At 43.9% G+C, this 23,868-nt stretch carries 26 protein-coding genes; 5 read left to right on the top strand and 21 right to left on the bottom strand.

Translation table 11 applies throughout. The features are described 5' to 3' along the window. Positions 1-106: 106 nt before the first annotated feature. The 5 genes from J1N09_RS11450 to J1N09_RS11470 all read right to left on the bottom strand — a co-directional run bounded on the left by J1N09_RS11450 (position 107) and on the right by J1N09_RS11470 (position 4,645). Positions 107-667 (bottom strand): YqgE/AlgH family protein, encoded by a 561-nt coding sequence (locus J1N09_RS11450; protein WP_265200352.1) that lies wholly within the window; start codon positions 665-667, stop codon positions 107-109. Between the two features lie 131 nt (positions 668-798). Next, positions 799-1,071 (bottom strand): HU family DNA-binding protein, encoded by a 273-nt coding sequence (locus J1N09_RS11455; protein WP_265200353.1) that lies wholly within the window; start codon positions 1,069-1,071, stop codon positions 799-801. A 186-nt stretch (positions 1,072-1,257) separates the two neighbouring features. Beyond that, positions 1,258-2,205, bottom strand: coding sequence for a methionyl-tRNA formyltransferase (gene fmt, locus J1N09_RS11460; RefSeq protein WP_265200354.1), 948 nt, complete (start codon positions 2,203-2,205; stop codon positions 1,258-1,260). Then, positions 2,202-4,103 carry an ATP-dependent DNA helicase RecQ gene (locus tag J1N09_RS11465; RefSeq protein ID WP_265200355.1) on the bottom strand — a complete coding sequence of 634 codons (1,902 nt, stop codon included), beginning with the start codon at positions 4,101-4,103 and terminating at the stop codon, positions 2,202-2,204. The genes fmt and J1N09_RS11465 overlap by 4 nt, the downstream gene beginning before the upstream one ends. Beyond that, the gene (locus J1N09_RS11470; RefSeq protein ID WP_265200356.1) at positions 4,100-4,645 is read right to left on the bottom strand and encodes an ATP-binding protein; all 546 of its coding nucleotides are present in this window, start codon (positions 4,643-4,645) and stop codon (positions 4,100-4,102) included. The genes J1N09_RS11465 and J1N09_RS11470 overlap by 4 nt, the downstream gene beginning before the upstream one ends. 187 nt (positions 4,646-4,832) lie before the next feature. Between J1N09_RS11470 and J1N09_RS11475 the strand changes: the two genes are divergently transcribed. The 3 genes from J1N09_RS11475 to murA are packed head-to-tail and all read left to right on the top strand — an operon-like array spanning position 4,833 to position 7,151. Further along, entirely contained in the window at positions 4,833-5,123 is a 291-nt protein-coding gene (locus J1N09_RS11475) for a DUF493 family protein (protein WP_265200357.1), read from the top strand. Between the two features lie 60 nt (positions 5,124-5,183). Further along, positions 5,184-5,822 carry a DUF4290 domain-containing protein gene (locus J1N09_RS11480; protein WP_265200358.1) on the top strand — a complete coding sequence of 213 codons (639 nt, stop codon included), beginning with the start codon at positions 5,184-5,186 and terminating at the stop codon, positions 5,820-5,822. Positions 5,823-5,840: 18 nt separating this feature from the next. Then, positions 5,841-7,151 carry a UDP-N-acetylglucosamine 1-carboxyvinyltransferase gene (gene murA, locus J1N09_RS11485; protein ID WP_265200359.1) on the top strand — a complete coding sequence of 437 codons (1,311 nt, stop codon included), beginning with the start codon at positions 5,841-5,843 and terminating at the stop codon, positions 7,149-7,151. Positions 7,152-7,182: 31 nt separating this feature from the next. On the opposite strand, the gene J1N09_RS11490 is transcribed toward murA, so the two are convergent. The 5 genes from J1N09_RS11490 to J1N09_RS11510 all read right to left on the bottom strand — a co-directional run bounded on the left by J1N09_RS11490 (position 7,183) and on the right by J1N09_RS11510 (position 10,653). After that, complete coding sequence (locus tag J1N09_RS11490; RefSeq protein ID WP_265200360.1) at positions 7,183-7,764, bottom strand: tRNA (guanine-N1)-methyltransferase; 582 nt, start codon at positions 7,762-7,764, stop codon at positions 7,183-7,185. Positions 7,765-7,851: 87 nt separating this feature from the next. Continuing rightward, positions 7,852-8,088 (bottom strand): (4Fe-4S)-binding protein, encoded by a 237-nt coding sequence (locus tag J1N09_RS11495; RefSeq protein WP_265200361.1) that lies wholly within the window; start codon positions 8,086-8,088, stop codon positions 7,852-7,854. Between the two features lie 100 nt (positions 8,089-8,188). After that, a complete protein-coding gene (locus tag J1N09_RS11500; RefSeq protein ID WP_265200362.1) occupies positions 8,189-9,490 on the bottom strand; it encodes a cryptochrome/photolyase family protein in 1,302 nt (433 codons plus the stop codon). Positions 9,491-9,494: 4 nt separating this feature from the next. After that, positions 9,495-10,190 (bottom strand): SDR family NAD(P)-dependent oxidoreductase, encoded by a 696-nt coding sequence (locus tag J1N09_RS11505; RefSeq protein ID WP_265200363.1) that lies wholly within the window; start codon positions 10,188-10,190, stop codon positions 9,495-9,497. Between the two features lies 1 nt (position 10,191). Next, positions 10,192-10,653, bottom strand: coding sequence for an SRPBCC family protein (locus J1N09_RS11510; RefSeq protein ID WP_265200364.1), 462 nt, complete (start codon positions 10,651-10,653; stop codon positions 10,192-10,194). A gap of 207 nt (positions 10,654-10,860) precedes the next feature. Here J1N09_RS11510 and J1N09_RS11515 point away from each other — a divergent pair, with 207 nt between their 5' ends. Beyond that, positions 10,861-11,706 carry a DUF2911 domain-containing protein gene (locus J1N09_RS11515; RefSeq protein ID WP_265200365.1) on the top strand — a complete coding sequence of 282 codons (846 nt, stop codon included), beginning with the start codon at positions 10,861-10,863 and terminating at the stop codon, positions 11,704-11,706. A gap of 52 nt (positions 11,707-11,758) precedes the next feature. Here the strand turns inward: J1N09_RS11515 and J1N09_RS11520 are convergent, their stop codons facing one another. Both J1N09_RS11520 and J1N09_RS11525 read right to left on the bottom strand, forming a co-directional pair. Continuing rightward, positions 11,759-12,916 carry a T9SS type A sorting domain-containing protein gene (locus tag J1N09_RS11520; protein ID WP_265200366.1) on the bottom strand — a complete coding sequence of 386 codons (1,158 nt, stop codon included), beginning with the start codon at positions 12,914-12,916 and terminating at the stop codon, positions 11,759-11,761. Between the two features lie 110 nt (positions 12,917-13,026). Next, positions 13,027-13,899 (bottom strand): helix-turn-helix transcriptional regulator, encoded by an 873-nt coding sequence (locus J1N09_RS11525; protein ID WP_321160811.1) that lies wholly within the window; start codon positions 13,897-13,899, stop codon positions 13,027-13,029. A gap of 195 nt (positions 13,900-14,094) precedes the next feature. Between J1N09_RS11525 and J1N09_RS11530 the strand changes: the two genes are divergently transcribed. Then, complete coding sequence (locus tag J1N09_RS11530) at positions 14,095-14,433, top strand: hypothetical protein (RefSeq protein WP_265200367.1); 339 nt, start codon at positions 14,095-14,097, stop codon at positions 14,431-14,433. A 50-nt stretch (positions 14,434-14,483) separates the two neighbouring features. On the opposite strand, the gene J1N09_RS11535 is transcribed toward J1N09_RS11530, so the two are convergent. From J1N09_RS11535 to J1N09_RS11575, 9 genes are all read right to left on the bottom strand, one after another. Next, the gene (locus tag J1N09_RS11535; RefSeq protein ID WP_414826849.1) at positions 14,484-16,205 is read right to left on the bottom strand and encodes a sodium:solute symporter; all 1,722 of its coding nucleotides are present in this window, start codon (positions 16,203-16,205) and stop codon (positions 14,484-14,486) included. A 108-nt stretch (positions 16,206-16,313) separates the two neighbouring features. Next, positions 16,314-18,803: a PIG-L family deacetylase gene (locus tag J1N09_RS11540; protein WP_265200368.1), complete on the bottom strand. Its 2,490-nt coding sequence runs from the start codon at positions 18,801-18,803 to the stop codon at positions 16,314-16,316. Between the two features lie 54 nt (positions 18,804-18,857). Next, positions 18,858-19,412, bottom strand: a complete 555-nt coding sequence (locus J1N09_RS11545; protein ID WP_265200369.1) for a mechanosensitive ion channel family protein — start codon at positions 19,410-19,412, stop codon at positions 18,858-18,860. Positions 19,413-19,420: 8 nt separating this feature from the next. Beyond that, positions 19,421-20,368 (bottom strand): septum formation inhibitor Maf, encoded by a 948-nt coding sequence (locus tag J1N09_RS11550; RefSeq protein ID WP_265200370.1) that lies wholly within the window; start codon positions 20,366-20,368, stop codon positions 19,421-19,423. A gap of 32 nt (positions 20,369-20,400) precedes the next feature. After that, positions 20,401-20,988, bottom strand: coding sequence for a Maf-like protein (locus J1N09_RS11555; RefSeq protein WP_265200371.1), 588 nt, complete (start codon positions 20,986-20,988; stop codon positions 20,401-20,403). After that, the gene (locus J1N09_RS11560; RefSeq protein WP_265200372.1) at positions 20,981-21,583 is read right to left on the bottom strand and encodes a GNAT family N-acetyltransferase; all 603 of its coding nucleotides are present in this window, start codon (positions 21,581-21,583) and stop codon (positions 20,981-20,983) included. The genes J1N09_RS11555 and J1N09_RS11560 overlap by 8 nt, the downstream gene beginning before the upstream one ends. A 7-nt stretch (positions 21,584-21,590) precedes the next feature. Continuing rightward, positions 21,591-22,496 carry a geranylgeranylglycerol-phosphate geranylgeranyltransferase gene (locus J1N09_RS11565; protein WP_265200373.1) on the bottom strand — a complete coding sequence of 302 codons (906 nt, stop codon included), beginning with the start codon at positions 22,494-22,496 and terminating at the stop codon, positions 21,591-21,593. A gap of 6 nt (positions 22,497-22,502) precedes the next feature. Next, positions 22,503-23,036 (bottom strand): KdsC family phosphatase, encoded by a 534-nt coding sequence (locus J1N09_RS11570; RefSeq protein ID WP_265200374.1) that lies wholly within the window; start codon positions 23,034-23,036, stop codon positions 22,503-22,505. Next, positions 23,020-23,784 carry a Rossmann-like and DUF2520 domain-containing protein gene (locus tag J1N09_RS11575; protein ID WP_265200375.1) on the bottom strand — a complete coding sequence of 255 codons (765 nt, stop codon included), beginning with the start codon at positions 23,782-23,784 and terminating at the stop codon, positions 23,020-23,022. Before J1N09_RS11575 ends, J1N09_RS11570 begins: the two co-directional genes overlap by 17 nt. Positions 23,785-23,868: the final 84 nt, after the last annotated feature.

Here is a 23,868-nt window from a genome sequence, read left to right on the forward strand (position 1 = left end):
ATCGGACATCGGACATCGGACATCGGACATCGGACATCGGACATCGGACATCGGACATCGGACATCGGACATCGGACATCGGACATCGGACATCGAACTTTCAGCCCTAGTTATAACTCGGATCTTCCGGTGCGTTGGACCAGATAAGATAGTCCCCGCCAAACTCCATCATCTTTTCTTTCCAGAAATTGATGTTTGATTTGCCAAGGATCTTGTTTTCGTAGATATTGGGAACCACAACCCAGCTTTGTACTTCCAATTCTTCTTCAAGCTGCTCACTCGACCAGCCCGAATAGCCCAGGAAGAAGCGGATCTGTTCCTTTTTTAGCCGATCTTCCTTCAGAAGGTGCATAATAGCATTGAAGTCGCCACCCCAGTATATTCCGTTGGAGATCTCCACACTATCGGGGATGAGTTCCGGGATTTTGTGTATGAAATACAGGTTGTCCTGTTCTACGGGTCCACCGTTGTACACTTCGAGATCGGAAGAAATTTCGGGGATAAAATCTCTTAATTTGTACTTGAGAGGCTTGTTCAGAATAAAGCCCACCGAACCATTGTCATTATACTCGGCTAAAAGCACAATGGATCTGTTGAAAGAAACATCTCCTATTATAGACGGTTCCGCAACGAGTAAAACTCCTTTGTCCGGTTTTATCGTAGTCATACGGTTAGTTTGTCTAATTAAAACTAAGTATTAATTTTTTAAAAAGCAACTTCAACGACCAGTCGCTGATTTTCGTACAAAAAAAAACCCTGCAAGAATTGCAGGGTTCAGTAGAATTAAGTTTGTAACTCTTAGTTCACAGAACTTGAAAGATCTGATCCTGCTTTGAACTTCACTACGTTTTTAGCAGCGATTTTGATAGTTTTTCCAGTTTGAGGGTTTCTTCCTTCTCTGGCAGCTCTCTTAGAAACTGACCAAGATCCAAAACCAACTAAAGATACTCTGTTACCTTTTTTAAGTGAGCCTTCAACGTTTCCTAGGAAAGACTCTAATGCTTTTTTTGCAGCTGCTTTTGTGATTCCAGCATCTTCTGCCATGCCATCGATTAAATCTGATTTGTTCATAGTTATCTGTTTAAAATTAAATTGTTGGTTAAACTTTTCCTTAATTGCTCTACAAATTTAGTCGGATTCTTATATCACGCAAGGAATGACGGGGGAAATCGGCGTTTTTGTTGATAAGTCGGCTGCTTTGTTAATAAAGACAGCCAAAATCATAGGAATTTTCACCAATTCAGCAATAATGAGGGTTCACAGAAGTTTCGCTCCAACATTAAAGGAATATCCATTCAGAAGATCAGAACTCGTCATTTTTCGTTTTCCGGGAAGCTGAATTTCCAATACTTCAACAAAACCGTCTTCGGTAGCAACTTTGATCTCTTTTTTACTACTTATTATACTTCCGGGAGACAGCTCGTGGGATTCTAAACTGAAGTTACATCCGTAGATCTTTACTTTTATTTCTTCTGAATTGTTCTCCAGGTAACACCAGGCGCCCGGATAGGGATTCAACCCCCGAATATGCGCATCGATCGCTTCCGAAGTTTGCTCCCAGTTGATCTTCGTATTGTCATTGTTCAACTTGGGTGCTTCCTTTAATGCTTCTGAAGTAGGCTGAATAGTAGTTTCAACATCTCCTTCCGTGATCAATTCAACCGTTTCCAACACCAGTTCCGAACCTACCTCCATCAACTTGTCGTGCAGGCTTCCGGCCGTTTCCCTGGAGTCTATCGCTACTTCCTTCTTCGCGATAATAGCACCAGTATCGATCTTCTCATCTATAAAGAAGGTTGTAACCCCAGTTCTTTTCTCACCCTTCATAACGGCCCAGTTTATGGGAGCAGCTCCGCGATATTCGGGCAGGAGGGAGGCGTGTAAATTAAAGGTTCCGTATTCAGGCATGGCCCAAACCACTTTCGGGAGCATCCTGAAAGCCACTACGATCTGCAAATTGGCCTTCAGCGATTCTAATTCTTCCAGGAATTCTTCCTTTTTTAAATTCTTTGGTTGCAGGATGTGCAGACCCTGCGCTTCGGCATATGTTTTAACTGCTGAAGCACGCAGCTTTCTTCCTCGCCCCGCGGGTTTGTCGGTAGCCGTGATCACGCCAACAATATTCGCCCCACTTTCCACAAGTGATTTCAGCACTCCCACTGCGAAGTCGGGCGTGCCCATAAATACGATCCTAAGGTCTCTCATCCCGGTAATTGATATTGATTTCTTGAGTTTAATACTACTTTTCGGCTGTCAAGCAGCGCTTTAAGAACGGTGAGGATTTCCGCTTCGGTAAAAGTAAGCTTTTCTGAAATTTCCCTGGAATCCATGCCTCCCGATCCCAGCAATGTCAAAACCTGTGCCGCGATTTCCTCCGGTTTGTTCGAGCCAGGCAGTTGTTCTCCCTTCAGACAAACCGAGCATACACCGCAGCGCTCTGTAAACTCCTCTCCGAAATACTGCAGCAGCTGCTCACTCTTGCAATCGAAGTTATTTGTTACGAACGTTACCATGGCCTTCACTTGCATAGCCTTTTTCTCATTCAATTCATTCACACCTACTGCCATCCTGTTGATGGTCTTATCGTCTTCACGTGGTACCAGGAAAGTGATCACAGCATCGGTATCGAACAACTGCAACTCGGCCACTTCATCTTTTTCCATCTTCTGAAGCACCTCTATCACCATACCCGTCGACTGCCCGATTTTCCCCGCTACCAGGTCAAGGTTTACGGGAGTAAGTATTTCGAAAATACCACCATAAATACGCAGTATGGTTTTCCCGATAAGGGAAACTTTTGGGTCCTGCTCAAAGTAGGTGAGGAGTTGTTCCGAAGGGAGACTAAAGCGCAGCACCGACTTACGCCCGAATTGCCTCGAAAGCTGCAGCACTCCAATTCTGTCCAGGGTATTGAGCGCGTTGTAAGTTAGGTTTGCAGGTAGTGAGTAGGTTTTGCAAAACTCGGTGAAGTTGAAAGCATGCGAACTAAATTCTCCTTCGCCATAGGGTATACGGAAGAAGTTCAGCAGGTTTCTGTATACCTTCTTCAAATGTTTTCTCCCCGGTAGCGCATCGATGAATTGTTTCTTCACAAGGATCTTGTCGTACTCATTATATATAAGGACAGCTTCTGCAGGATTTCCATCGCGCCCGGCTCTTCCGGCTTCCTGGAAGTAGCTCTCAATGCTCTCAGGTAGCTGAAGGTGGATCACAAATCGCACTCTGGGATGATCTATTCCCATTCCGAAGGCATTGGTAGCCACCATAGTCGAGAAAGTGCCGTTCTTCCATTCCTCCAATCGCTTTTGTCTTACTTCAGAAGGAATACCTCCGTGGTAATAACTTGACGATATCCCTAGCTTATTTAATTGTTCACTGGTTTCCACCGCCATGCTGCGCGAACGCACATAAACAATTGCCGATCCCCGGTTATCCTTCAGCAACTGCTCAACCCGGTAGAGCTTGTCTTCGGCTTTGATCGTTTTATATGCCAGATTGGGTCGAAAAAAGCTTTGCTTATAGACCTTGGGCATTTCCAGTTTTAATTCTGAAATCGTATCCTTGAGTACTTCCGGGGTTGCAGTAGCGGTTAAGGCGATCATCGGTACCAGCGGATGCAATTCCCGAAGGATATTGATATTTCGGTAATTGGGCCTGAAATCATTACCCCATTGGGAAATACAATGCGCTTCATCCACTGCGATGAGGCACAGGTCCATCTTTCGAATGGCGTTCTGAACTATCTCCTGTTGAAGTCGTTCCGGCGACAGGTATAAAAAGCTATAATTCCCGTACAAGGCATTGTCCAGGGAAATTTGCAGTTCCTCGAAGGACAAGCCGCCTGCAAGATGCAATGCTTTGATGCCCTTATTCTTTAATTCGTTCACCTGGTCGTTCATCAGGGCTACCAAAGGTGATATCACGATACAAATGCCACCCATAGCCAGAGCGGGTACCTGGAAGCATACGGATTTCCCTCCGCCGGTAGGTAAGAGCGCCACCGTATCATTACCGTTCATCACCGAAGTGATAATGTCTTCCTGCAACGGACGAAAAGAATCATGTCCGAAAAACTCCTTTAATATATGGATGGGCGACTTCAATGTAGTCCGATTAAATGTTTGAGTATGTATTCGATACGGTTTTCCACTTCTCCGGTGGGCACTTCGTGAACGTAGTAATTGTATTTGCTATAGCCTTTTACCAGGTGTGTAAATATCTTTTGGGCTTCTTCGAAAGTTTCGTACCGCTCGTTATCCTGGGTATAAATATCGGGCCAGGGGGGAAGCACAAAAACAGCATCGTATTTATAGTTGGCGCAGGTTTCGTTGAAATGCTCCGGGTAATCTGTACCCAGGTAATCCATATAAGACGTTACGTCCGGTAATCCACGGTCGTAGAATAAGATACCCTCAGGAAATGAATCTCCCTGCTTGAATTGTTCCAATCGGCCTTGCAGCAGTTTATTACTGAAAAGTAACGGGTCTTCCAGAAAGAGTTGGTCGATCCCCGCTTGCTGGGCTTCGAGAGTCACCTGCCTGGATATTTCGTGCATACAGGGGAATCCTTTGTCCTCCAGCTCTTTTACGAGTGTGGTTTTGCCCGTTCCGGGTCCTCCCGTGATAACAATTCTTTTGGCTTTCAAACGTTACAATTTTAACCTCCGTTGTGTATGTTTCGGAGGATTGATTCCGGTGTTTGCTGAAGTGATCTTGTATGAATTGAGATGGTGTTAATATAGCCCGATCCCTTCAGAAGTAAAACACAAATTTCGTAAATAAAAATTGATCCCGAAAGCGTATCTTTGCCGGGTCTTAAAAAGGAAAAACCGCATGAATCAGAATTCCGAAACCAAAGCATTTTACGACAGGCTTCGGCAGCAGCTACAGGACGATACCTCATGGCCTTCACCGTATATGTATAAGTTCATCGTACCGGCATCTTTGGAGAAGATCGCCGAGATCGAAGCAGCTTTTAACGATATGGACGCTGTGATCAATACACGGGATTCATCTAAAGGCAATTATACCAGCGTTTCGATAAAGGTAACCATGGAATCGCCGGATGCCGTAGTGGAAAAATATCTGGAAGTTTCTAAAGTGGAGGGCGTTATATCTCTATAATTTTAGTATTTTGCGGCAGCAGTACTTCATTTAAGTTACTTCCCATTTAAAAAATTTATTTTGATAGACAATCTTGAATACAATACTGAGCGAGAGAAGCTCATTATTCCTGAATACGGCCGTCATATACAAAAGATGGTCGATCATTGTATTTCCCTGGAAGACAGGGATGAACGCAATAAGATCGCTAAAAGCATCATTGCCGTAATGGGCAACCTGAATCCCCACCTTCGGGATGTGCCGGATTTCCAGCATAAACTTTGGGACCAGTTATTTATAATTTCCGACTTCAAACTGGATGTGGATTCGCCTTTCCCTATGCCTTCTAAGGAAGAGCTTAGCGAGCGTCCTGAGCCGCTTACCTATCCTCAAAACCATCCAAAATACCGGTTCTACGGGAATAACATCAAGAAGATGATCGATGTTGCCTGCAGCTGGGAGGACGGTGATATGAAAGACGGCCTGGTTTTAACCATCGCGAACCACATGAAAAAGAGTTTCCTTAACTGGAACAAAGACACAGTAGAAGATGATGTGATCTTCCAGCATTTATTCGAGCTATCAGATGGTAAGCTCAATATGAAGGACAGTAGCGAAGATCTTACAAATTCTTCAGAACTCCTGAAGACGAAGAAGCGTTATCAGAGTAGTAACGGTAAAAAGAGTAAAAAGGGTGGCCGCGGCCGCAAAAGATACTAAAACAGCCTTACCATAAACATGGCAACATTTCAGATTGAAGGCGGACATAAACTCAAAGGAGATATCCATCCGCAAGGTGCAAAGAACGAAGCTCTTCAAATATTATGCGCCGTTCTGCTAACCCCCGAAAAAGTTATCATTGAGAATATCCCGGACATACGGGATGTTAATAAACTCATACAGATTCTTCGCAATCTGGGTGTCAAGGTTGAAAAGCTGGATAAAGGAACCTTTTCCTTCCAGGCAGATGACCTGGACCTGGGTTATTTAGAATCTGAACTATTTAAACAGGAAGGAAGTTCCCTGCGAGGATCCATCATGATAGTTGGTCCTATGTTAGCTCGCTTCGGAAAGGGATACATCCCTAGACCCGGGGGAGATAAGATTGGCCGACGCAGACTGGACACTCACTTTGAAGGCTTTATTAAGCTGGGTGCCGACTTCCGATACAATCGCGAAGAACGTTTCTACGGGGTGGATGCCCCAAATGGTCTTATAGGAACCTATATGCTCCTTGACCAGGCTTCCGTTACAGGTACGGCCAACATTGTAATGGCTGCTGTACTGGCGAAAGGTACAACCACGATATACAACGCCGCTTGTGAACCTTACCTCCAACAGCTCTGCCGAATGCTGAATTCCATGGGAGCTAAAATCGAAGGCGTAGGTTCTAATCTCCTCGTAATAGAAGGAGTGGAGAGCCTTGGAGGATGTACTCACAGAGTACTACCGGATATGATCGAGATTGGTAGTTGGATAGGACTAGCTGCGATGACGCGTAGTGAGATCACTATTAAGAATGTGAGCTGGGAAAACCTGGGTCTGATTCCTGATACCTTTCGCAAATTGGGAATCACACTTGAAAAAGTGGGGGACGATATCCATATTCCGGAACAGGACGGTTATGAAATACACAGCTTTATAGATGGTTCTATCATGACCATTTCCGATGCGCCATGGCCGGGATTCACACCGGACTTATTGAGTATCGTACTCGTGGTTTGTACACAGGCCAGGGGATCAGTGCTTGTGCATCAGAAGATGTTTGAGAGCCGTCTCTTCTTTGTGGATAAACTTATCGATATGGGAGCCAAGATAATCCTTTGTGATCCGCACAGGGCAACGGTTATAGGCCACGACTTTAAGTCGAATCTGAAGGCAACTACCATGGTTTCTCCGGATATTCGTGCTGGTATTTCCCTACTAATTGCGGCACTGTCCGCCACAGGGACAAGTACGATTCACAATATTGAGCAGATCGACAGGGGATATGAAAATATAGACGAACGATTGCGTGCTGTAGGTGCGCACATCAAACGAATTGACTAAAACAAAAAAGCCGCGGATACCGCGGCTTTTTTTATGCTTTCTTTTGTTTGTTTAGTTCGTCTTGAAGCTTTCTTCTAATTTGCTGTTCCCGTTCCAGGCTGCGTTGTCGATGCCCTTCAAATTCGGCTTCCACCTCAGCCAGCTTGGCATTTGCTGAACGCGTTACGGAGTTACTGGTCCTGTACCTCATGATAAAGACAATGAGTAGCAGCAATAATATACCGATCACAGACCATAATATGGTATTATAGGTTGATTTACTGAGTAGCATTCCGAAGAGAAAAATGCCATCTTCCTTCTCACGGGAAGTAGCTAATTCGCTTTTTGTGGATTCAAGTGTCTGGTTTAGACTCGAAATTTCCGAATCCTGGGAAGCGATATGCCCGGAAAGCGTGTCTATTCTGGATTCCAACGAGGCCACGCTATCCAGTACGTTTTGTTTCAAACGGTTGATCTTAACCTTTTTTATAACCTTAAAATCCTGGTAGCTGTTGGATTTGTCGATTACATCGGTGAACTGATCTTCAAGGCTGTTCTGATTGGATGCTTCTTGTGCTGAGAGGTATAGTATACAGCAAAGGGATACAAGAAGGCAGGTAATTGTCCTTTTCATTTGTTGGGTATTAGGTTTGCTTGTAGAATTAGACTACAAGAGTAGAAAAATGTCCGGAATTTACCAACAGTATCGTGGAATTACCATTTATTTAACACCAGCTAATTCCTTGTTGTAACAAAAGCTAAGGGCTCCTGAAGGGCATCTCTTAACCTGGTCTACAATTCTTTTCGATTCTACACCGTCCAGATGGATCCATGGGATGACAGAAGTTCGAAAAACATCCGACAACCCCTTGGCACAGGTTTCAGAATGAATACACTTTTTTGGCTCGTAGGTTACTGTAATTTCACCGTTGGTGAACTCGTTTTCGTATAATTTCATAGGGGCTCGATTTGGGGACTTGCACAAAATTACATCGATAAATATATTAAAAAAATCGATAAACAGCACTTTTAAAGAAAAATCTTACAAATATTTTCATTTACATAAGTGCCTCTTTATAAGTGTGTAAGGCTCGTTCTCTTCCTTTTTTATGTTCCACGATTTGGTCGCAATACGCCGTTGTTCCAAATTCCTTAACCCAGGTTTTAATGTACTTTTTGTCCTTATCAAACTTATCTACCTGGGTAATGGGATTGAATATTCGGAAATAGGGTGCAGCATCCACACCGCTTCCTGCGGCCCACTGCCAGTTCCCGACATTGCTGGCCTGTTCATAGTCCAATAACTTTTCAGCAAAATAAGCTTCTCCCCATCGCCAGTCGATAAGTAAATGCTTACATAAGAAACTTGCCACCAGCATGCGTACACGATTATGCATATAGCCTGTGGCATTGAGCTGTCTCATGCCAGCATCTACAAGCGGATAGCCGGTTTTACCTTCTTTCCACCGCTCAAATTCTTCCTCCTTGTTCCGCCAGGGAATGCGGTCATACTTGGCTTTGAATGCTTTATTCACAGTATGAGGGAAGTGGTAAAGGATCTGCATGAAGAATTCACGCCATATCAGTTCTTTCAGAAATACGTCATTGGAACTATCTAATGCCCTTCGAACCATCTGGCGGATACTAACCGTCCCGAAACGAAGGTGTGGGCCAAGGTGCGAAGTACCATCCCTGTCCGGAAAGTTCCTCGTCTTTTCATAATTATCAATGAGGGAAGACGAAACGTCATAGTCGGGCACTTCAATGGAGGATTTCTCAAACCCCATATCGCTTAAACTAAGATTGGGCAATCGTGAATGCTGGTATAAATTTTTAAGATGTTTTGAAGGATTATGATCCTTAAGATGCTTATCCGGGTCAAAATTGCTCCGCCATGTCTTCATATAGGGTGTATAAACCACATAGGGGTCACCATCGTCCTTTACAACTTCGTCCTTCTCGAAGATAACCTGGTCTTTATAGCTATAAAAACCTATTTGTTTTTCGGAAAGAAACTCCTTAACAGCATTATCACGATCCTTAGCATAGGGTTCGTAATCATGGTTGGTGATTACATTCTGTACGTCATAATCCTTTATCAATTCTTCAAATACAGGAATGGGCTCTCCGAAATAGGTCGCGATACTTGAACCCTCTTCCTGGAGTGCATCCCTCATTCGCTGCACATGTTTGAAGATAAAACTTACCCTGGCATCATCGGCAGGTAGTTCATCGAGTATGTTTTTGTCGAAAATGAAAAGCAGTAAAACCGGGTGTTTACCCTGTAATGCCTTGAAGAACCCTACATTGTCATCTAGCCGGAGGTCTCTTCGGAACCAAAATACATTTACCTCCTGCATAGTATTAATTTACGTTTAAAGTGGACATTCCTCCATCTACGCCAATAATCTGACCCGTCATCCAGGACGAATCATCCTTCAGCAGGAAGACAGCCGTGGCTGCGATATCTTCCACCGTTCCCACTCGTTTCAGGGGATGCCTTTCTCCCATTTTTTCCTTTTTCTCTTCCGAAGATAATAGTTTACCCGCCAAAGGGGTGTCGGTAAGGGAAGGTGCGATTACATTAACTCTTAATTTGGGAGCATATTCGGCTGCCAGTGATTTCGCGAATCCTTCAACGGCTCCTTTTGCCGCTGCTATGCTGGTATGAAACGGCATTCCCACCTTAACCGCTACCGTACTAAAAAGTACTACACTTGGGTTATCTGCCTGGCTCAATTTGGGAAGTATCCCATGAATACATCGGACCATTCCCATAAAATTGATTTCCATTTCTTTCTGAAAAGCCTCGGGCTTCAGCATTTTGAAGGGTCGCAGATTGATACTACCCGGACAGTACACAAAACCGTCTATAGTTTCAGGCAGGTCGAGGGTTATTAAGTCGTCGGTTGCTACATCGAATTCGAAATGACGAACGCCATCAGGGATGCCGTCATTGGTTCGTGAGGCGACCATCACTGTGTGGTCATCTTTTAGTCGGTTGGCGATTTCCTGACCAATTCCGTAGGAACCACCGATAAGTAAAATGTTCTTTTTCATATTATATTGTTCCGAAGAGTTCTTCCAATTTTGCTGTCCTATACTTAAAGATCTCATTCAATTTTGGTTTCACCAGGATAGGGTGCATCAATTGACCCAGCCATCCGAAAGGTATCTTATAATCTACAATATCCTCCATCTCAACACCACCGTCAATTTCCTTGATAAAGTGTTTGTGATGCCATAAGGAATAAGGCCCGAATCGTTGTTCATCAACAAAATAACTCCCGTCAACCACATGCGTGATCTCCGTAACCCACTTGGTCTTTATGCCCAGAACAGGAGTAACGATGTACTGAATGATCTGACCCGCAAACATAGGCCGATCTGCGCCGGATAGAATATTGAACCCCATATAATCCGGGGTTATCTCTTTAAGATTTTTTGGGTCCGACAAAAATTCCCAGGCCTGTTGTTTCGAGATAGGTAAATTTTGCTTGGTATGGAGTCTGTATATCTTCAATTGTTTAGTATTTCTAAATAATGTTTAAAATTACACCCAATATGTTAAACAGAATTAAGGTTAAAGAAAAGTTTAACACTGTCCTTGATTTCCACGGCAAATAAGCACCAAATATTGAGTGTTGTGGATTTCTTTTAAGGTTTCGTTAACTAAATGGATATGGGGCTTGTTGTATTTTCGTACTAAACCATAAAAACACTCATCACGATGAAAAAAATATTCCTATTTGTCTGTGCAGTAGCCATTTCTTTTGCGGCTGAAGCACAATTGCAAACTCCTGCGCCCAGTCCGTTTCAAAAGATTGAACAAAAAGTTGGGCTAACAGATGTCACCGTTGAATACTCTCGTCCATCCATGAAGGGAAGAAAGATCTTTGGTGGATTAGTACCTTACGACAAGCTCTGGAGAACCGGAGCCAATGCATGTACCAAAATTACTTTTGGGGATGCGGTGCAAATAGCTGGAAAGACTGTTGAGGCAGGTACTTATGCTATTTATACGAAGCCCGGAGTTCAGAATTGGGAAGTTTATATTTATGCCGATACTTCGAACTGGGGAACACCTAGTGAATGGGACCAAAGTAAAGTAGTAGCATCAACCAAGTTAAGAGTAGCACCCATCCCAATGGAAGTGCAGACCTTCACTATTTCTTTCGACGACGTTAAGAATGATTCTGCAAACCTGGGAATGATATGGGAGAGTGCTTATGTTTCTCTGCCAATCAAAGTTTTCACCGATAAAATGGTAAGTGCCAGTATTGATAAAGTAATGGCAGGTCCATCTTCAAATGACTATTACCAGGCCGCTGTATACTACCTGGAGTCAGGTAAGGACATGAATAAGGCTAAAATGTGGATCGATAAGGCTATTGAGATGCGAGAACAACCCGCTTTCTGGTATCACAGACAACAATCTCTTATCTACGCGAAGTCCGGAGATAAGAAAGGTGCTATCAATGCAGCAAAGAGATCGTTGGAGCTAGCTAAAGCTGCTGGCAACGACGATTACGTTTCGCTGAATAACAAGAGCTTAAAAGAATGGGGAGCGATGTAAACCGCCCCCGCTATAAAATCAAATGCCTTCAGCTTTCTGAAGGCATTTTTTTTTATTGTTTAATGAATCGTTTGGCTGAACGGCTTCTATTACTATTCACTTCAAGGATATATACCCCTGCGTTTAGATTTGAAATGTCCAAACGTGCAGTGGAATCGTTTACGGTTTCCTGAAGAATGATCTGCCCAAGCACATTGTAGATCGCTACAGTTTCGATATTGATCGCTGCATTCAGGTCCAGATAATTCCCTGCGGGTACAGGACTCAGCCCAAATTGAATTGCACTCTTGTCTTCTACAGCAAGGTTCGGATCGAACATACTCATCCAACCAAATTGTAGTGTTTGTGAAGGGACTATGGTACCAACCAGGGTTGTAGCCCCTGTGGTTGTATTTACCGTACGTAATTCGGGTTTAATGGTTCCATTATTGAATGCTGTCATCATCAGGTTCCCCGACTTATGATCATAGCCCATACCTTGTCCGAAATTTGCATCAAAGCCCAACGGACCTAAAAGAGTAATGTTGCCCGTGACCCTATCGATGCGATGAACAGTATCCGAATCGATGTCATAGCTGTAAAGGTTGTTGCTGGCGTCACGCCCGAGGGCTATCCCAACAACTAGTCCGTTGTCCGTTCCAATAGGTGTTACGGTCTGGTTCATTGGATTAATCTCGTACAGTCTGGTACTACCCATCCCATCCGTGGCTATGCCATATAGGGTTCCGTCCGAGGCAAATTCCAGCCCTGTGAAGGATTGTGCCCCATTTGGAGATAGTTCACCTATAAAAAGATAATCCCCGTTATCTGAGACTCGGTACAAGTTATTATTGTTGTCCACTACGTAAGCATCCTTGCTCCCCGGGATAGTAGCCCCGGCACCCTCAAATTCACTCAGTGGAGAAGGAGCGACGATCTGTATCATGGATAGATTGGTTGGCATTATGTTAGCGAAGTGGCCCATAACGGCTTCCGTAGTGCGAATCATTTTTCCTGGAAATTCGGTTTGTGGAATTTCATCCCCGTTCAGCTGATCGAAATGAGCTCTCAGGATCTGGATTTCAGTTTCTGTAAATACATCCGAGATTCGTCCGGTATGGTTTTCTGTCAGTACGTCCAGAAGAGCGGGTAAAGTTCGTGCTTGCTGGGCTAGGGTCGTCAGACCCATCGTTAGCGCCAATGCGACGCAAAATGTTGTAATTGTTTTCATAGGTTTCAGATTAAAAGTTATAATCAAACCTATTGTTTATCAGTAAATTAAATCTGAACGATGAGAATTCGGGACCCTTCCGTGAGAATTCAGCGCCAATGGGTTAGAATTCAGGAATCAACCACATTTTTAAACTGTTCCCTGAATTTTGACGGGCTCTTTCCGGTAAATGCCTTGAAGCTCTTGTTGAAGTGAGAGAAGTTATTGAATCCACTGGCGTAACAAACGTCCGTAATACTCAGATGTCGTTCGCTTAAGAGCTTTGATGCATGCACCAATCTGTATTCATTTACAAATTGAGTAAATGTCTTTCCTGTTTTTTTTCTGAAATACCTGCTGAAGGCCTGCTCGGTCATGCTCACCTTATCGGAGATCTCGGCCAACAATATGGTGCGAGTAAACTCCTTACTTACAAAGGAATAGATAATATCCAGCCGCTCAGTGTCCTGGGGCTTGGATTCCAGTACCACCTTTTCAACATTCAGTAAGGTGTAGTCATCGGTTGAGGCCAGTTGCTTCAGTATGTTTAGGAATGACATCAGCTGTTCAAAAGATGAAAGTTCAAGAAGCCCTTCAATTTGAGGTCCGATCTCATTTCGTACCGACTCGTGAAATACCATGCCTTGCTTGCTCCGCTGGAAAAGCTGCCGGATGGGCTGCATTTCCGGTAAGTCGAAGAAATGCTCGCCCAGGAAATCCTCCTTGGCCTGTATTACGACCTCGCTTTTATTCCCCGAAAGGCTATCGGTAAAACCAAAGTGGGGGAGGTTCGCCCCTATAAATATGAGGTCACCATCGTTATAATAAGAAACATGATTGCCGATATGCCGCTTTCCACTACCACCATTTATAAAAGCAATCTCCATCTCGGGATGGAAATGCCAGGTTGGGGCATAATCGTTCGAAGCAACCGCAAAGTTGTGAATCTTCAACGAACTGCCAAACTTAGGTGATATGGATTCTAAAATCGGTTCCTTGCTCATTTTCATTGTATGAAAATACTCCTCAATATTGGAATGGGAATGTGCAAATTTAACCAAAACATGTGTTATTTTAACCTTAACAGTTTATTAATAAGTCTAATGGGTTAAAATAGCACATGCATCGGCTATTGAAGTGGATGTGCATTATGTATTCCTGCCACATCTTTGTACCGTTGAACTTAAAATCTTAATGTTATGAAGACAATTAGAAGAATTTTAATGGCAGGAATGTTAGTGGTAAGCCTAAGTGCTGCGGCTAATGAAGAGAAAGTTATCACTTCCGGTGATGTAACAATTACTCAGGACGACCGTCAGGTAGACGTTTCCATCCTTAACACTTCGGAGAATACCTATACACTATATATTTATAATCCCAATGGTGAATTGGTGTTCAAAGAGCGTTTGGGGAGCGAGACCAGTCTTGGTAAGCGTTTCGATTTCAATTCGGCGCTAAAAGGGAACTACAAGTTCACTTTTGTCACCAATAATGGCGAGCGTACCTCTTACACAGTGAAAACCGGACTGAACTATTAGTTCTGTTAATTTTCAATTATGTTGGTAGGAGCGGGAAACCGCTCCTTTTTTTATACCCCAACAATAGAATTAGGCTTTGAAAGTATCTTTTGAAGTATGATTGCAATTGCCATTACGCTAATGCATCCCACGAAATTCAACCACAAATAAGGCAGATTAATGATCTCGTTAAGATCAAGAACGTATAAAATGATTACCAGTGCCTGGTTGATAAGAGCGGCAATGAAGACCTGTGTACCCTTTACATAGCGAACAAAGAAGCCCAATAAGAACACTCCCAGGATATTTCCGTAGAAGATAGAACCTATAATATTCACCAATTGTATCAGGTTGTCGAACAAATTGGCAAAACTAGCTACCAGTATCGCAATAATACCCCAGAGCAAAGTAAACCATTTGGAAGCACTCAGGTAATGACGTTCCGTTTGGTTAGGTGTATTCCTTCTGTAGAGATCTATGGCAGTAGTGGATCCAAGGGCGTTGAGTTCAGATGCCGTGGAAGACATAGCAGCACTCAGTATCACCGCCAGCAATAGCCCGATGAGACCCCGGGGTAAGTTGTTCAGAATAAAATGAATGAACACATAATCCTTGTCATTGGTTTCGGCATTCGGATTTGCTTTTTTAATAAGCACTCTGCTCTGTTCTCTCAATGACTCTTCTTCGCGATTCAGCAAAGTGATCGCTTCTTTCAGTTTTATTTCTTCGGAAGGTTTCTCTGCCTGTGCATAAGAAATCTGCTTTACACGCAGATCGGCCTCTATCTCCCGCTTTCGGTCCTCGAGGGCCTGGTAATCTCCAGCGTATTCCGAAGCCATCACATCCTTAACACCGGCAGGGTTGAAATGCAGCGGCGAACTGTTGAACTGATAGAACACAAAGACCATCACACCTATAAGCAGGATGAAAAACTGTAGTGGTACTTTCAGCAGACCGTTCATAATAAGGCCCATCTGACTCTGTCTTACGGACATACCCGAAAGGTACCGCTGTACCTGGCTCTGGTCGGTTCCGAAGTAGGAGAGGGCCAGGAAAGTTCCTCCAATGATCCCACTCCAAAAGGTATACCTGTTCTCAAAATCGAAGGAAAAATCAAGTATTTCCATCTTACCATTAGCTCCGGCAATATCCAGGGCCTTGTCGAAGGAAATATCCAAAGGCAGGTAATTCAGTATGATCAGAAATGCAAACAACATACCGCCCATGATCACAGCCATTTGTTGTTTTTGTGTCATACTTACCGCCTTGGTACCACCGCTTACCGTATAAATGATCACGAGCACTCCAATAATGATATTGAGGTAGATGAGGTTCCATTCTAAAACCGCCGACAAAATAATGGCCGGAGCGAAAATGGTGATCCCTGCCGCTAATCCTCGCTGAACCAGAAATAGTATAGCCGTTAAGGTCCTGGTTTTAAGATCGAAGCGAGTTTCCAGGTATTCGTATGCTGTAAAGACCTTTAGTTTGTGATATAGAGGAATGAAGACCAGGCAAATAACCACCATGGCTAATGGCAATCCGAAATAGAACTGCACGAATCCCATACCATCGTGAAACGCCTGTCCCGGTGTTGAAAGGAAAGTAATGGCGCTAGCCTGGGTTGCCATAACACTCAGCCCAATAGTCCACCATCTGGCCTGATGTCCGCCTTTCAGGTAATCTACAACATTTTTACTGCCTCTGGACTTATAGGTTCCGTAGAACACGATAAAGAGTAGTGTCCCGATAAGTACAATCCAATCTATTTGCCCCAGGTTATCGAATTGCATCAGATATAGCTTTTCATTAGGAGATAGAAGAGAATGATGTAGACCGCATTAAGCAGCAGGAGCAATGTATAGCTCCATTTCCAGCTGTATTTTTGCTTTTCTTCCATATTAATTGCCCAGAGATAGCAAGTTAGCAAACAATCTGTAAGCCCCACTAACCCCAGCCGGTAATTCCCTGAAAAAACTCAGTCCCGTATACACATAATATCCGTTCCCATGAGATGCCACAAGGAGTGAGCCCCTTGTTTCCGGGTAGTTCTTGTCATTCATCGCAAGAATAGGAGTGAAGGCATCGTCCCATTCGTTAGGAAAATACAATCCACGTTCCTGTACCCATCCGTTGAAATCGGCCTGGCCGATCTTGTTGGGATTATTAAGTACGGGATGATCCGGCGCCAGAATAGTTACTTCGGAATGCTCATCTGTAACTCTATCCCTCGAAAGTTGTAAATGATAAGGAGCAAGATCTTCTGTAACGAGACGGCGATTCGTGTTGTACTGAACCACCATAACTCCGCCGTTCTTTACATAGTCCATAAGCACTTCTTTTTTGAAGGCCAGTTCGGGGACTGTATTGTACGCGCGGATTCCTACAACGATGGCATCGAAATCTTTAATTTTTTCTGAAGTTATCGTGGCCGGGTCAAGCGTAGTGACATCATAGCCGATATATCCGAGATTTTCAGGAATGGCATCCCCGGCGCCATTGATGTAACCGATACGATCGCCTTTCTTTTGAATATCGATACGAACTACTTTCGATTCTGAAGGCATCAATACCCGCTGAAACGGGATATGGTCGTAATCGATGCTCACAAGTTCCTTATCGTAGAAATTACTCCCCAGTGAAGCCAATGGCCTCAAATACCCTTCACTCTGAATGTCTGGTGGAGTAACTATAAAGCTCAGTTTCTGGGAAGCTCCTTTGTTCTCAAGTTCGAATAGTTGTTGTTGTGGACTTACTTTCCACCCATCCGGATGGTTCAGTTGCAGTGTACCGTTAATATTATCGCGTCCGGCAACCACTTCTACAACTACCTCCTTGGCTTCACTTCCGGGAAAGATGATCACTTTTTCGGTGATGCTTGTGGTTACCTCGGGTAACACCTCCAAGGGTTGGTAAACCTCACCTTTAACCGGATCGTTGTATTTGTACACCACTTCACGTTCCACCGTAAATTGCGTTCTACCCATGATTAGATTGAACAGTATAGTCTCTGGTGCTGCTGTTTCAGGCACACCGACCAATGCTTCGGGTGCCTGGTACATTCCCAGGCTGCCTTTGGCATTAAGCCAGTAGGGGGCTGAATTCGTTGTCCGGGAGCTGTTGATTGTCGTGCTGAAATTGAAACGTTTATTATTCCGAAGAGAAACTATAGAATCCAACAACTTATCTCCCTGCTCGTTGGTCACCGACACCAAGGTGACTGAATAATCCGAGCGGTTTATAGCTTCGAGGGTTAGTTCGTAACTGCCTTTGGGATTGATAGAATTGGTGTTTGAAACTGCTTCCAGGAAAATACCGCCGCAATCTAAGATTAGCTTTTCCAGTTGCTTCGACTTTATCTCTCGCCAATGCGCATCTTCCAGGTTGCGAACCATTTCATAGGCGTGCAACAAACTTGGTATCATAGCCGCCGGATCCTCGAAATTGAAATTTTCTTCCAGTGGCACAAGAATGGCACCTATTGCATCGCCGCCTTTCACTCGTGACCAGCTGGTATCTATACCTTCGAAGAGGTTTGTTCTTTTCTTCTGAAAATCACCTTTCAGGAACTCCAGCCATTCACTCTGATCACCTCGCCTGCCGGTGCTACCAAATCCCTGCGATTTGTGCATGCTCCTGCTCAGGGATGCAATTTCACCATTAGACAAGCCCAGAGAAGAATAATAAGTCCCCGTATTGAACTCAACGATATTTGTCATATCTGCATTTGCTCTTCGCTCAGGATCGTTGAAAAAGGACCAGTAGTTATTGAAGAATAGCCGTTTAGGTTGCCAGGTTCCATAGGTTTTGGCAGTTTCCGGGTACTGGGTTGCGTCTCCCACAAGATCGAAAGCATCATAGCTCAGCATACCCGAGGAGGTATGGTGCCCATGGGTAGCACCGGGAGTTCTGTGATCGAATCGATTAATGATCACATCGGGTTTGAATTTTCGAATCGCTCGCACTACATCACCCAATACTTCTTGCCGGTTCCAAATGGCAAGCGTTTCATCTGAATGCTTAGAATAACCAAAATCCACTGCCCTGGTAAAGAATTGTTCTCCTCCGTCTGTCCTTCTGGCCGCCAGTAGTTCCTGGGTACGGATCACACCCAGAAGCTCCCGAATTTCCGGGCCAATGAGGTTTTGTCCACCATCACCCCTGGTAAGGGAAAGATAGGCAGTGCGGGCTTTTATATCATTCGATAACCATGATATCAGACGTGTATTTTCATCGTCAGGATGCGCTGCAATATACATTGCCGATCCCAGGAAATTCAATTTCTGCAGATCGTGATACAGTTCTGAAGCAGTTGGTCTTGAGGGTTTTTGAGCCAGTGAAGAGAGTGCGGTACAAAGTACAATTAGTAGACTAACGTAGTATTTTCGCATTGTCGGATGGGTTATTCAGAGACGTCCAAATATACCCAAAATGGCACTGAGCAGTTAATCTATTGGCTGTTCTTTAACATTTTTATCATCCTCGTTCAAGAACTCGTCGAGGTCATCCGGTTTTACAACCGTTACTCCTTTTTGCAACATCAAACTGTTTGGATAGGTGATGATCTCGTCTTTTGTTGTCCTCATCACAACATGAAACCCCTTGATATCTTCTATGGTACCTTCAAAATCATACTCTTTGTCGTGGATGATAATAAAATCCCCAATCTTGTAGGGAAAGGTAAAGAACATTATGATCCCGCTGGTCACATTGGAAAGAATAGACCACTGGGCGAAGAAAGCGATGCCTATAACTGCAAATACCGAAGACATAACAAAACCTACGTCCTCGAATTGTACTCCCCAGACCAATATCAACCCAAATATGATCAGGAAAATAATTCCGAAATCTATATACTTGATAACCAATCCGGTACGGTGTTCAAGTCTGTTGGAGCGACGGGAGAACCTTTTTACAACGCCAACCAGTATCCATCGCAATACAATGTGAAAAACAATGATGACCGCTGTTTGTAACAGTTCCGGTAGGAATTCTTTCATATTTAAAACTACGGATTTAATCCCAAAGAATCGCGGAGGGAGGTATCCGAGTTACTGTTTTTTGTCCAATATGCACTTCGAATGCGCTTGATTCTTTTGGCGGTAGTGGTCATACTTTCATTGGTTCCTCTCCATCCCACATTTGTTTCTTCCCATTTTTCAATTTCGAAGGGAAAGCTGCTGTTGAAATAGATCACCAAATCTCGCCCTAGCGATGGATATCTGATCTCGTAAATGCTAAGGGAGTCGCCCTGCTTAAAACTTGCTGTCGCTTCATAGGCTCGGGCTTCTTTGTGTCGCAATCTCAGGAATTCGAAGGAGGGGATCATCTCAATATCACCAGTAGGAAGTTCTTCCGGGTTGATCCGTATCCTGTTCCATATTTCATCTTCCAGCCAGGTTTTGGGAAGGTTAAGATTTTGGTCTCCTTCCGACTCAAAATACGAATGTCCTGTAAACTCGTACTCCTCCCGATTGTTCAGTTGCATGTATACCTGACCACACCATTCCTGTACCGAATTGGCCACCTTTAACGCATGTTTATCCGTTTGAACCGGGTTAAAAACACTGGTCATGATAGAATAGGGGTATATTCCGGTTAGGAATTTTTTTGTACCGTTGAACTTTATCACCGGAATGTTCTCCTTCGCGTAGCGATCGGATTTTACCTGCTTGTCCGGCTTAAAATCTTCAGTAACGAAAACCGTAACCGCGGTGCCCTCTCGTAATTCACCATAGCGCTCCTGAGACAATGCATACGAAGTGATCTCGGCCTTTCCGGCATACCAGTACTCTTTGAATTCGGAAGTGATTCTTCGTTTACTCTCTTCATTGTTTTTTTCTGAAAGTACCAGGGACGCATTGTTTATACTGATATTCCCCGAATTATTGTTGCAACTGTAGGTGAAGATCCCCAATAGTGCAATTCCGAAGAAATATTGGAACGATTTATTCATAGCATTCAATTTGCTGTAAAGCTACAACAATCTTAACGCGCTGCCAGAGCCATTAACGTTTTGTAAACAAGACGGGTGGGTAATCCCATCACGTTGAAGTAGGAACCTTCCAACCGTTCTATACCGATATACCCGATCCATTCCTGAATACCATAACTTCCAGCCTTATCGAAGGGCTTGTAGGTTTGCAGGTAGTATTCGATCTCTTCCTCGGTCAACTCCCGAAACCAAACCCTGGTGGTATCGTTCACTACTTCCTGAAAGTCGGATCCCGTAAAACACACAGAAGTGATCACATCGTGGACGGAACCACTTAACTGGCGTAACATATTTCTCGCCTCTTCGAAATTACCCGGCTTATTGATTGCCTCGTTGTTCATCCAAACTATGGTATCGCTCGTCACCACTATGTCTTTCTCTTCGAGGTCGTTAAATGCCGATGCTTTAAGTCGTGCCAGGTAATCTGTTATCTCCGAGCCCGACAATTCGGGTGGAAAATCTTCTTCTACCGGGCGTACGTCAATAGTGAAGTCCAGATCCAGTTCCCGGAAGAAATGCTGTCTTCGTGGTGAGCCTGAAGCAAGAATTATATTGTAATCTTTGAGTTTTTCTCTAAGCATTTGCAGAAACTTTTTTAAGCAGTTCTCTTTTAACGTTTGAAAACCATTCTTCCTTTAAAATACTGAGGACTATGCTGTCCCGTCGGCCACCCGGACTAGTGCAATTAGATCGCAAAATGCCTTCCACCGTGCAGCCTATACTCTTCATGGCAGCGATACTTCGGTCGTTTTTTGCATCCGCACGGAACTCAACTCGTTCCACTCCGATATCTTCGAAGGCAAAAGTAAGCAGTAGTAATTTACAGTGCTTGTTCAGGCCTGTGCCCTGGAACTTTTTGCTGTACCAGGTGTAGCCAAGCTGTAGTGTGTTGTGCTTGCTCTGAATATCATAGAAGCGGGTGCTACCCGCGTATTCTCCAAACTGTTTATCCCAAATAATAAAAGGGTAGGAGGTTCCATTTTTTCTTTGCTGAAGGGCGAACTCCATATATGTTTTTAGATTCTCCTTCCCATTTGCCGGGATCAGTGAATAGGTCCATAGGTTTGGTTCGTTCAGGGAAAATTGAAGTAGTTTTTCGAAATCATCTTCACCTAATGGACGAAGCAAAACGCGTTCGTTTTCCAGGATGTGAGATGTTGATGGATCGAAGTTCATTTCAGAATTAAATAAAACGGTAACAGATCATAGAACACATTCCCGTGAACATTACTACTTTTAGGATATTCGACAGTTTACCAAAATCCTTTGCTGTTTCAGAGGTCCAGGCCCGGATACAAAAATAGATCAGTGGTGCAACAATTCCGAAGAGAAAATAAAAGACCATAAGCTTCTTGTCGTACAAATAGACATAGACATACGCGATGATCGACAGGGCAAAACCAATACCTAAAATAAACACAAGGTTGGAGGTCCGCGAACGCCCCAGGACAATAGCCAGGGTGTTTATACCGCCATTCTTGTCGCCATTGATGTCTTCCAGGTCCTTTACTATTTCACGGATGATATTCACGATAAAGGCAAATAAAGCATAGTCGAAAACTATCTTTGAAACCAGTCGTTGCTCTTCCGAGAGGCCATTGGATGCCATTGGATAAAAGTCGAATATAAGGACGACTAACAAGCTGAAAGCAACCAAAACTGAAATGAGCAAGTTGCCTACCAGGAGCATTGCTTTCAACTGACTCGAATAAATATATAGCAAGGCCGAGATAACGATAAACGTGGCTGCCAGTCCTGGTTTTCCCAATTGGTTGGCGAGAATGAATCCGCATAATACGCCTATCACATTCAGAAGAATAAAAAATGTATACGCCGTTTTCTCGCTGATCTTTGTACCTACGATCCGCTTGTCCGGTTTGTTGATGCGATCGATCTCCTGGTCGTAAATATCATTGATCACATTTCCTCCTGCCGCTATAGCCAGCGTTGCCAGAACCAGTAGTCCGAATTGAGTATTGTTCATAACGGCTTCCACCTTGAAAGCATCGAACAGCACAAATTTGATCAGGATCTGTACGACACCTAATAACAACAGGTTTACAGGACGAATTATGTAGAGGTAAGCCATCGGAAATTAGTCGTATCTGGCCGAAGTACCCGGTGATGAGATCCATTTACCCTGGACTTTGAGGACTTGTTCCACCACATCTCGAACACAACCATTTCCACCCATCTTATGTGAGATATACTTGGAAATGTTCTTTATTTCGGGGACTGCATCCTGTGGACAGCAGGGTAGACCCACATGCTGCATCACCTCCAGATCTGGAATATCGTCGCCCATGAAAAGTACATTTTCCTTATTCAGGTTCTTGGCCGCGAGATAATTATTCAGGGTTTCTGTCTTCTGATGCGTCCCAAGGTAGATATCTGTAATACCCAGTCCGCTGAGTCGGGCGCGAACTCCTTCGTTGGTTCCGCCACTTATGATACACACATTAAAGCCCCTGTCTACGGCGGTTTTCAGCGCGAAACCGTCTTTAGTGTTCATGGTGCGGTAGAGTTCGCCATCAGTTGTAATTATAACGTTCCCATCGGTTAAAACACCGTCCACATCGAAGACGAGGGTAGTGATATGCTGCAGATATTCCTTATAACTTTTTTCCATAGGTTTCCTTAATGGAGTGCGTCAGTAGTTCGTAAATCTCACGAAACCGACTGTTAGTTAGTAAATGTAAATGATTTTCGATTGTGTTTTCGTCCCCTCGTCTGGCGGGACCTGTTTGAGCATCTACTGGAGGTAACGACTGGATTTTATCTGCTGTTTCCGCGATAAGCGGTTTTAACAGGTCGAAGTCGAGCTGATGTTCCCCAAGTATTTCGCTCGCCATATGGTACAAATGATTCGGAAAATTACTGGCGAAGACGGCCGCGAGGTGCAGTTTTTTTCGCTCTTCGGAAGAGATCACTTTTACTTTTTCTGAAATACTTTCGGCCAGCTGCACCAGCATAGCTTCATCTTCAGGATGTTTTGCTTCAATACATATGGGCACCGTTCTTAAATCCATAGTTCGTTCCGAAGAAAACGTCTGTAAGGGATAGAAAACCCCAGCTCGGTCATGTTTCTTAAGCGCCTCCAGAGACTTACTACCTGATGTATGTGCTACAACGGAATTGTGTTTCTTGAGTTTATCCGAAAAGCTCTTGATGGCATCGTCCGGCAAGGCGATAAGGTACAAGTCGGCCCTCGTGAGATCTCCTAGTTCGTGTATGAATTCCACCTTTTGAAGAGATTCGGGAACTTCACTTTCGGAACGGTTGTAGATCTGGACCAATTGGGCAGCATCAGATTGTTCCAACGCCAGGCACAAATGTTTACCTACGTTTCCAAAGCCCAAAACAACAGTAGAAATCATAAGACGAAGGTACTAACTTTTTTTCGACAAATGCATCCGGCACTGGCCTCAGAGATGCTTAAAAAGATTCTTTAGAACCAATAC

This window comes from Aureitalea sp. L0-47, assembly GCF_026126405.1.
GTDB lineage: Bacteria > Bacteroidota > Bacteroidia > Flavobacteriales > Flavobacteriaceae > Pukyongia.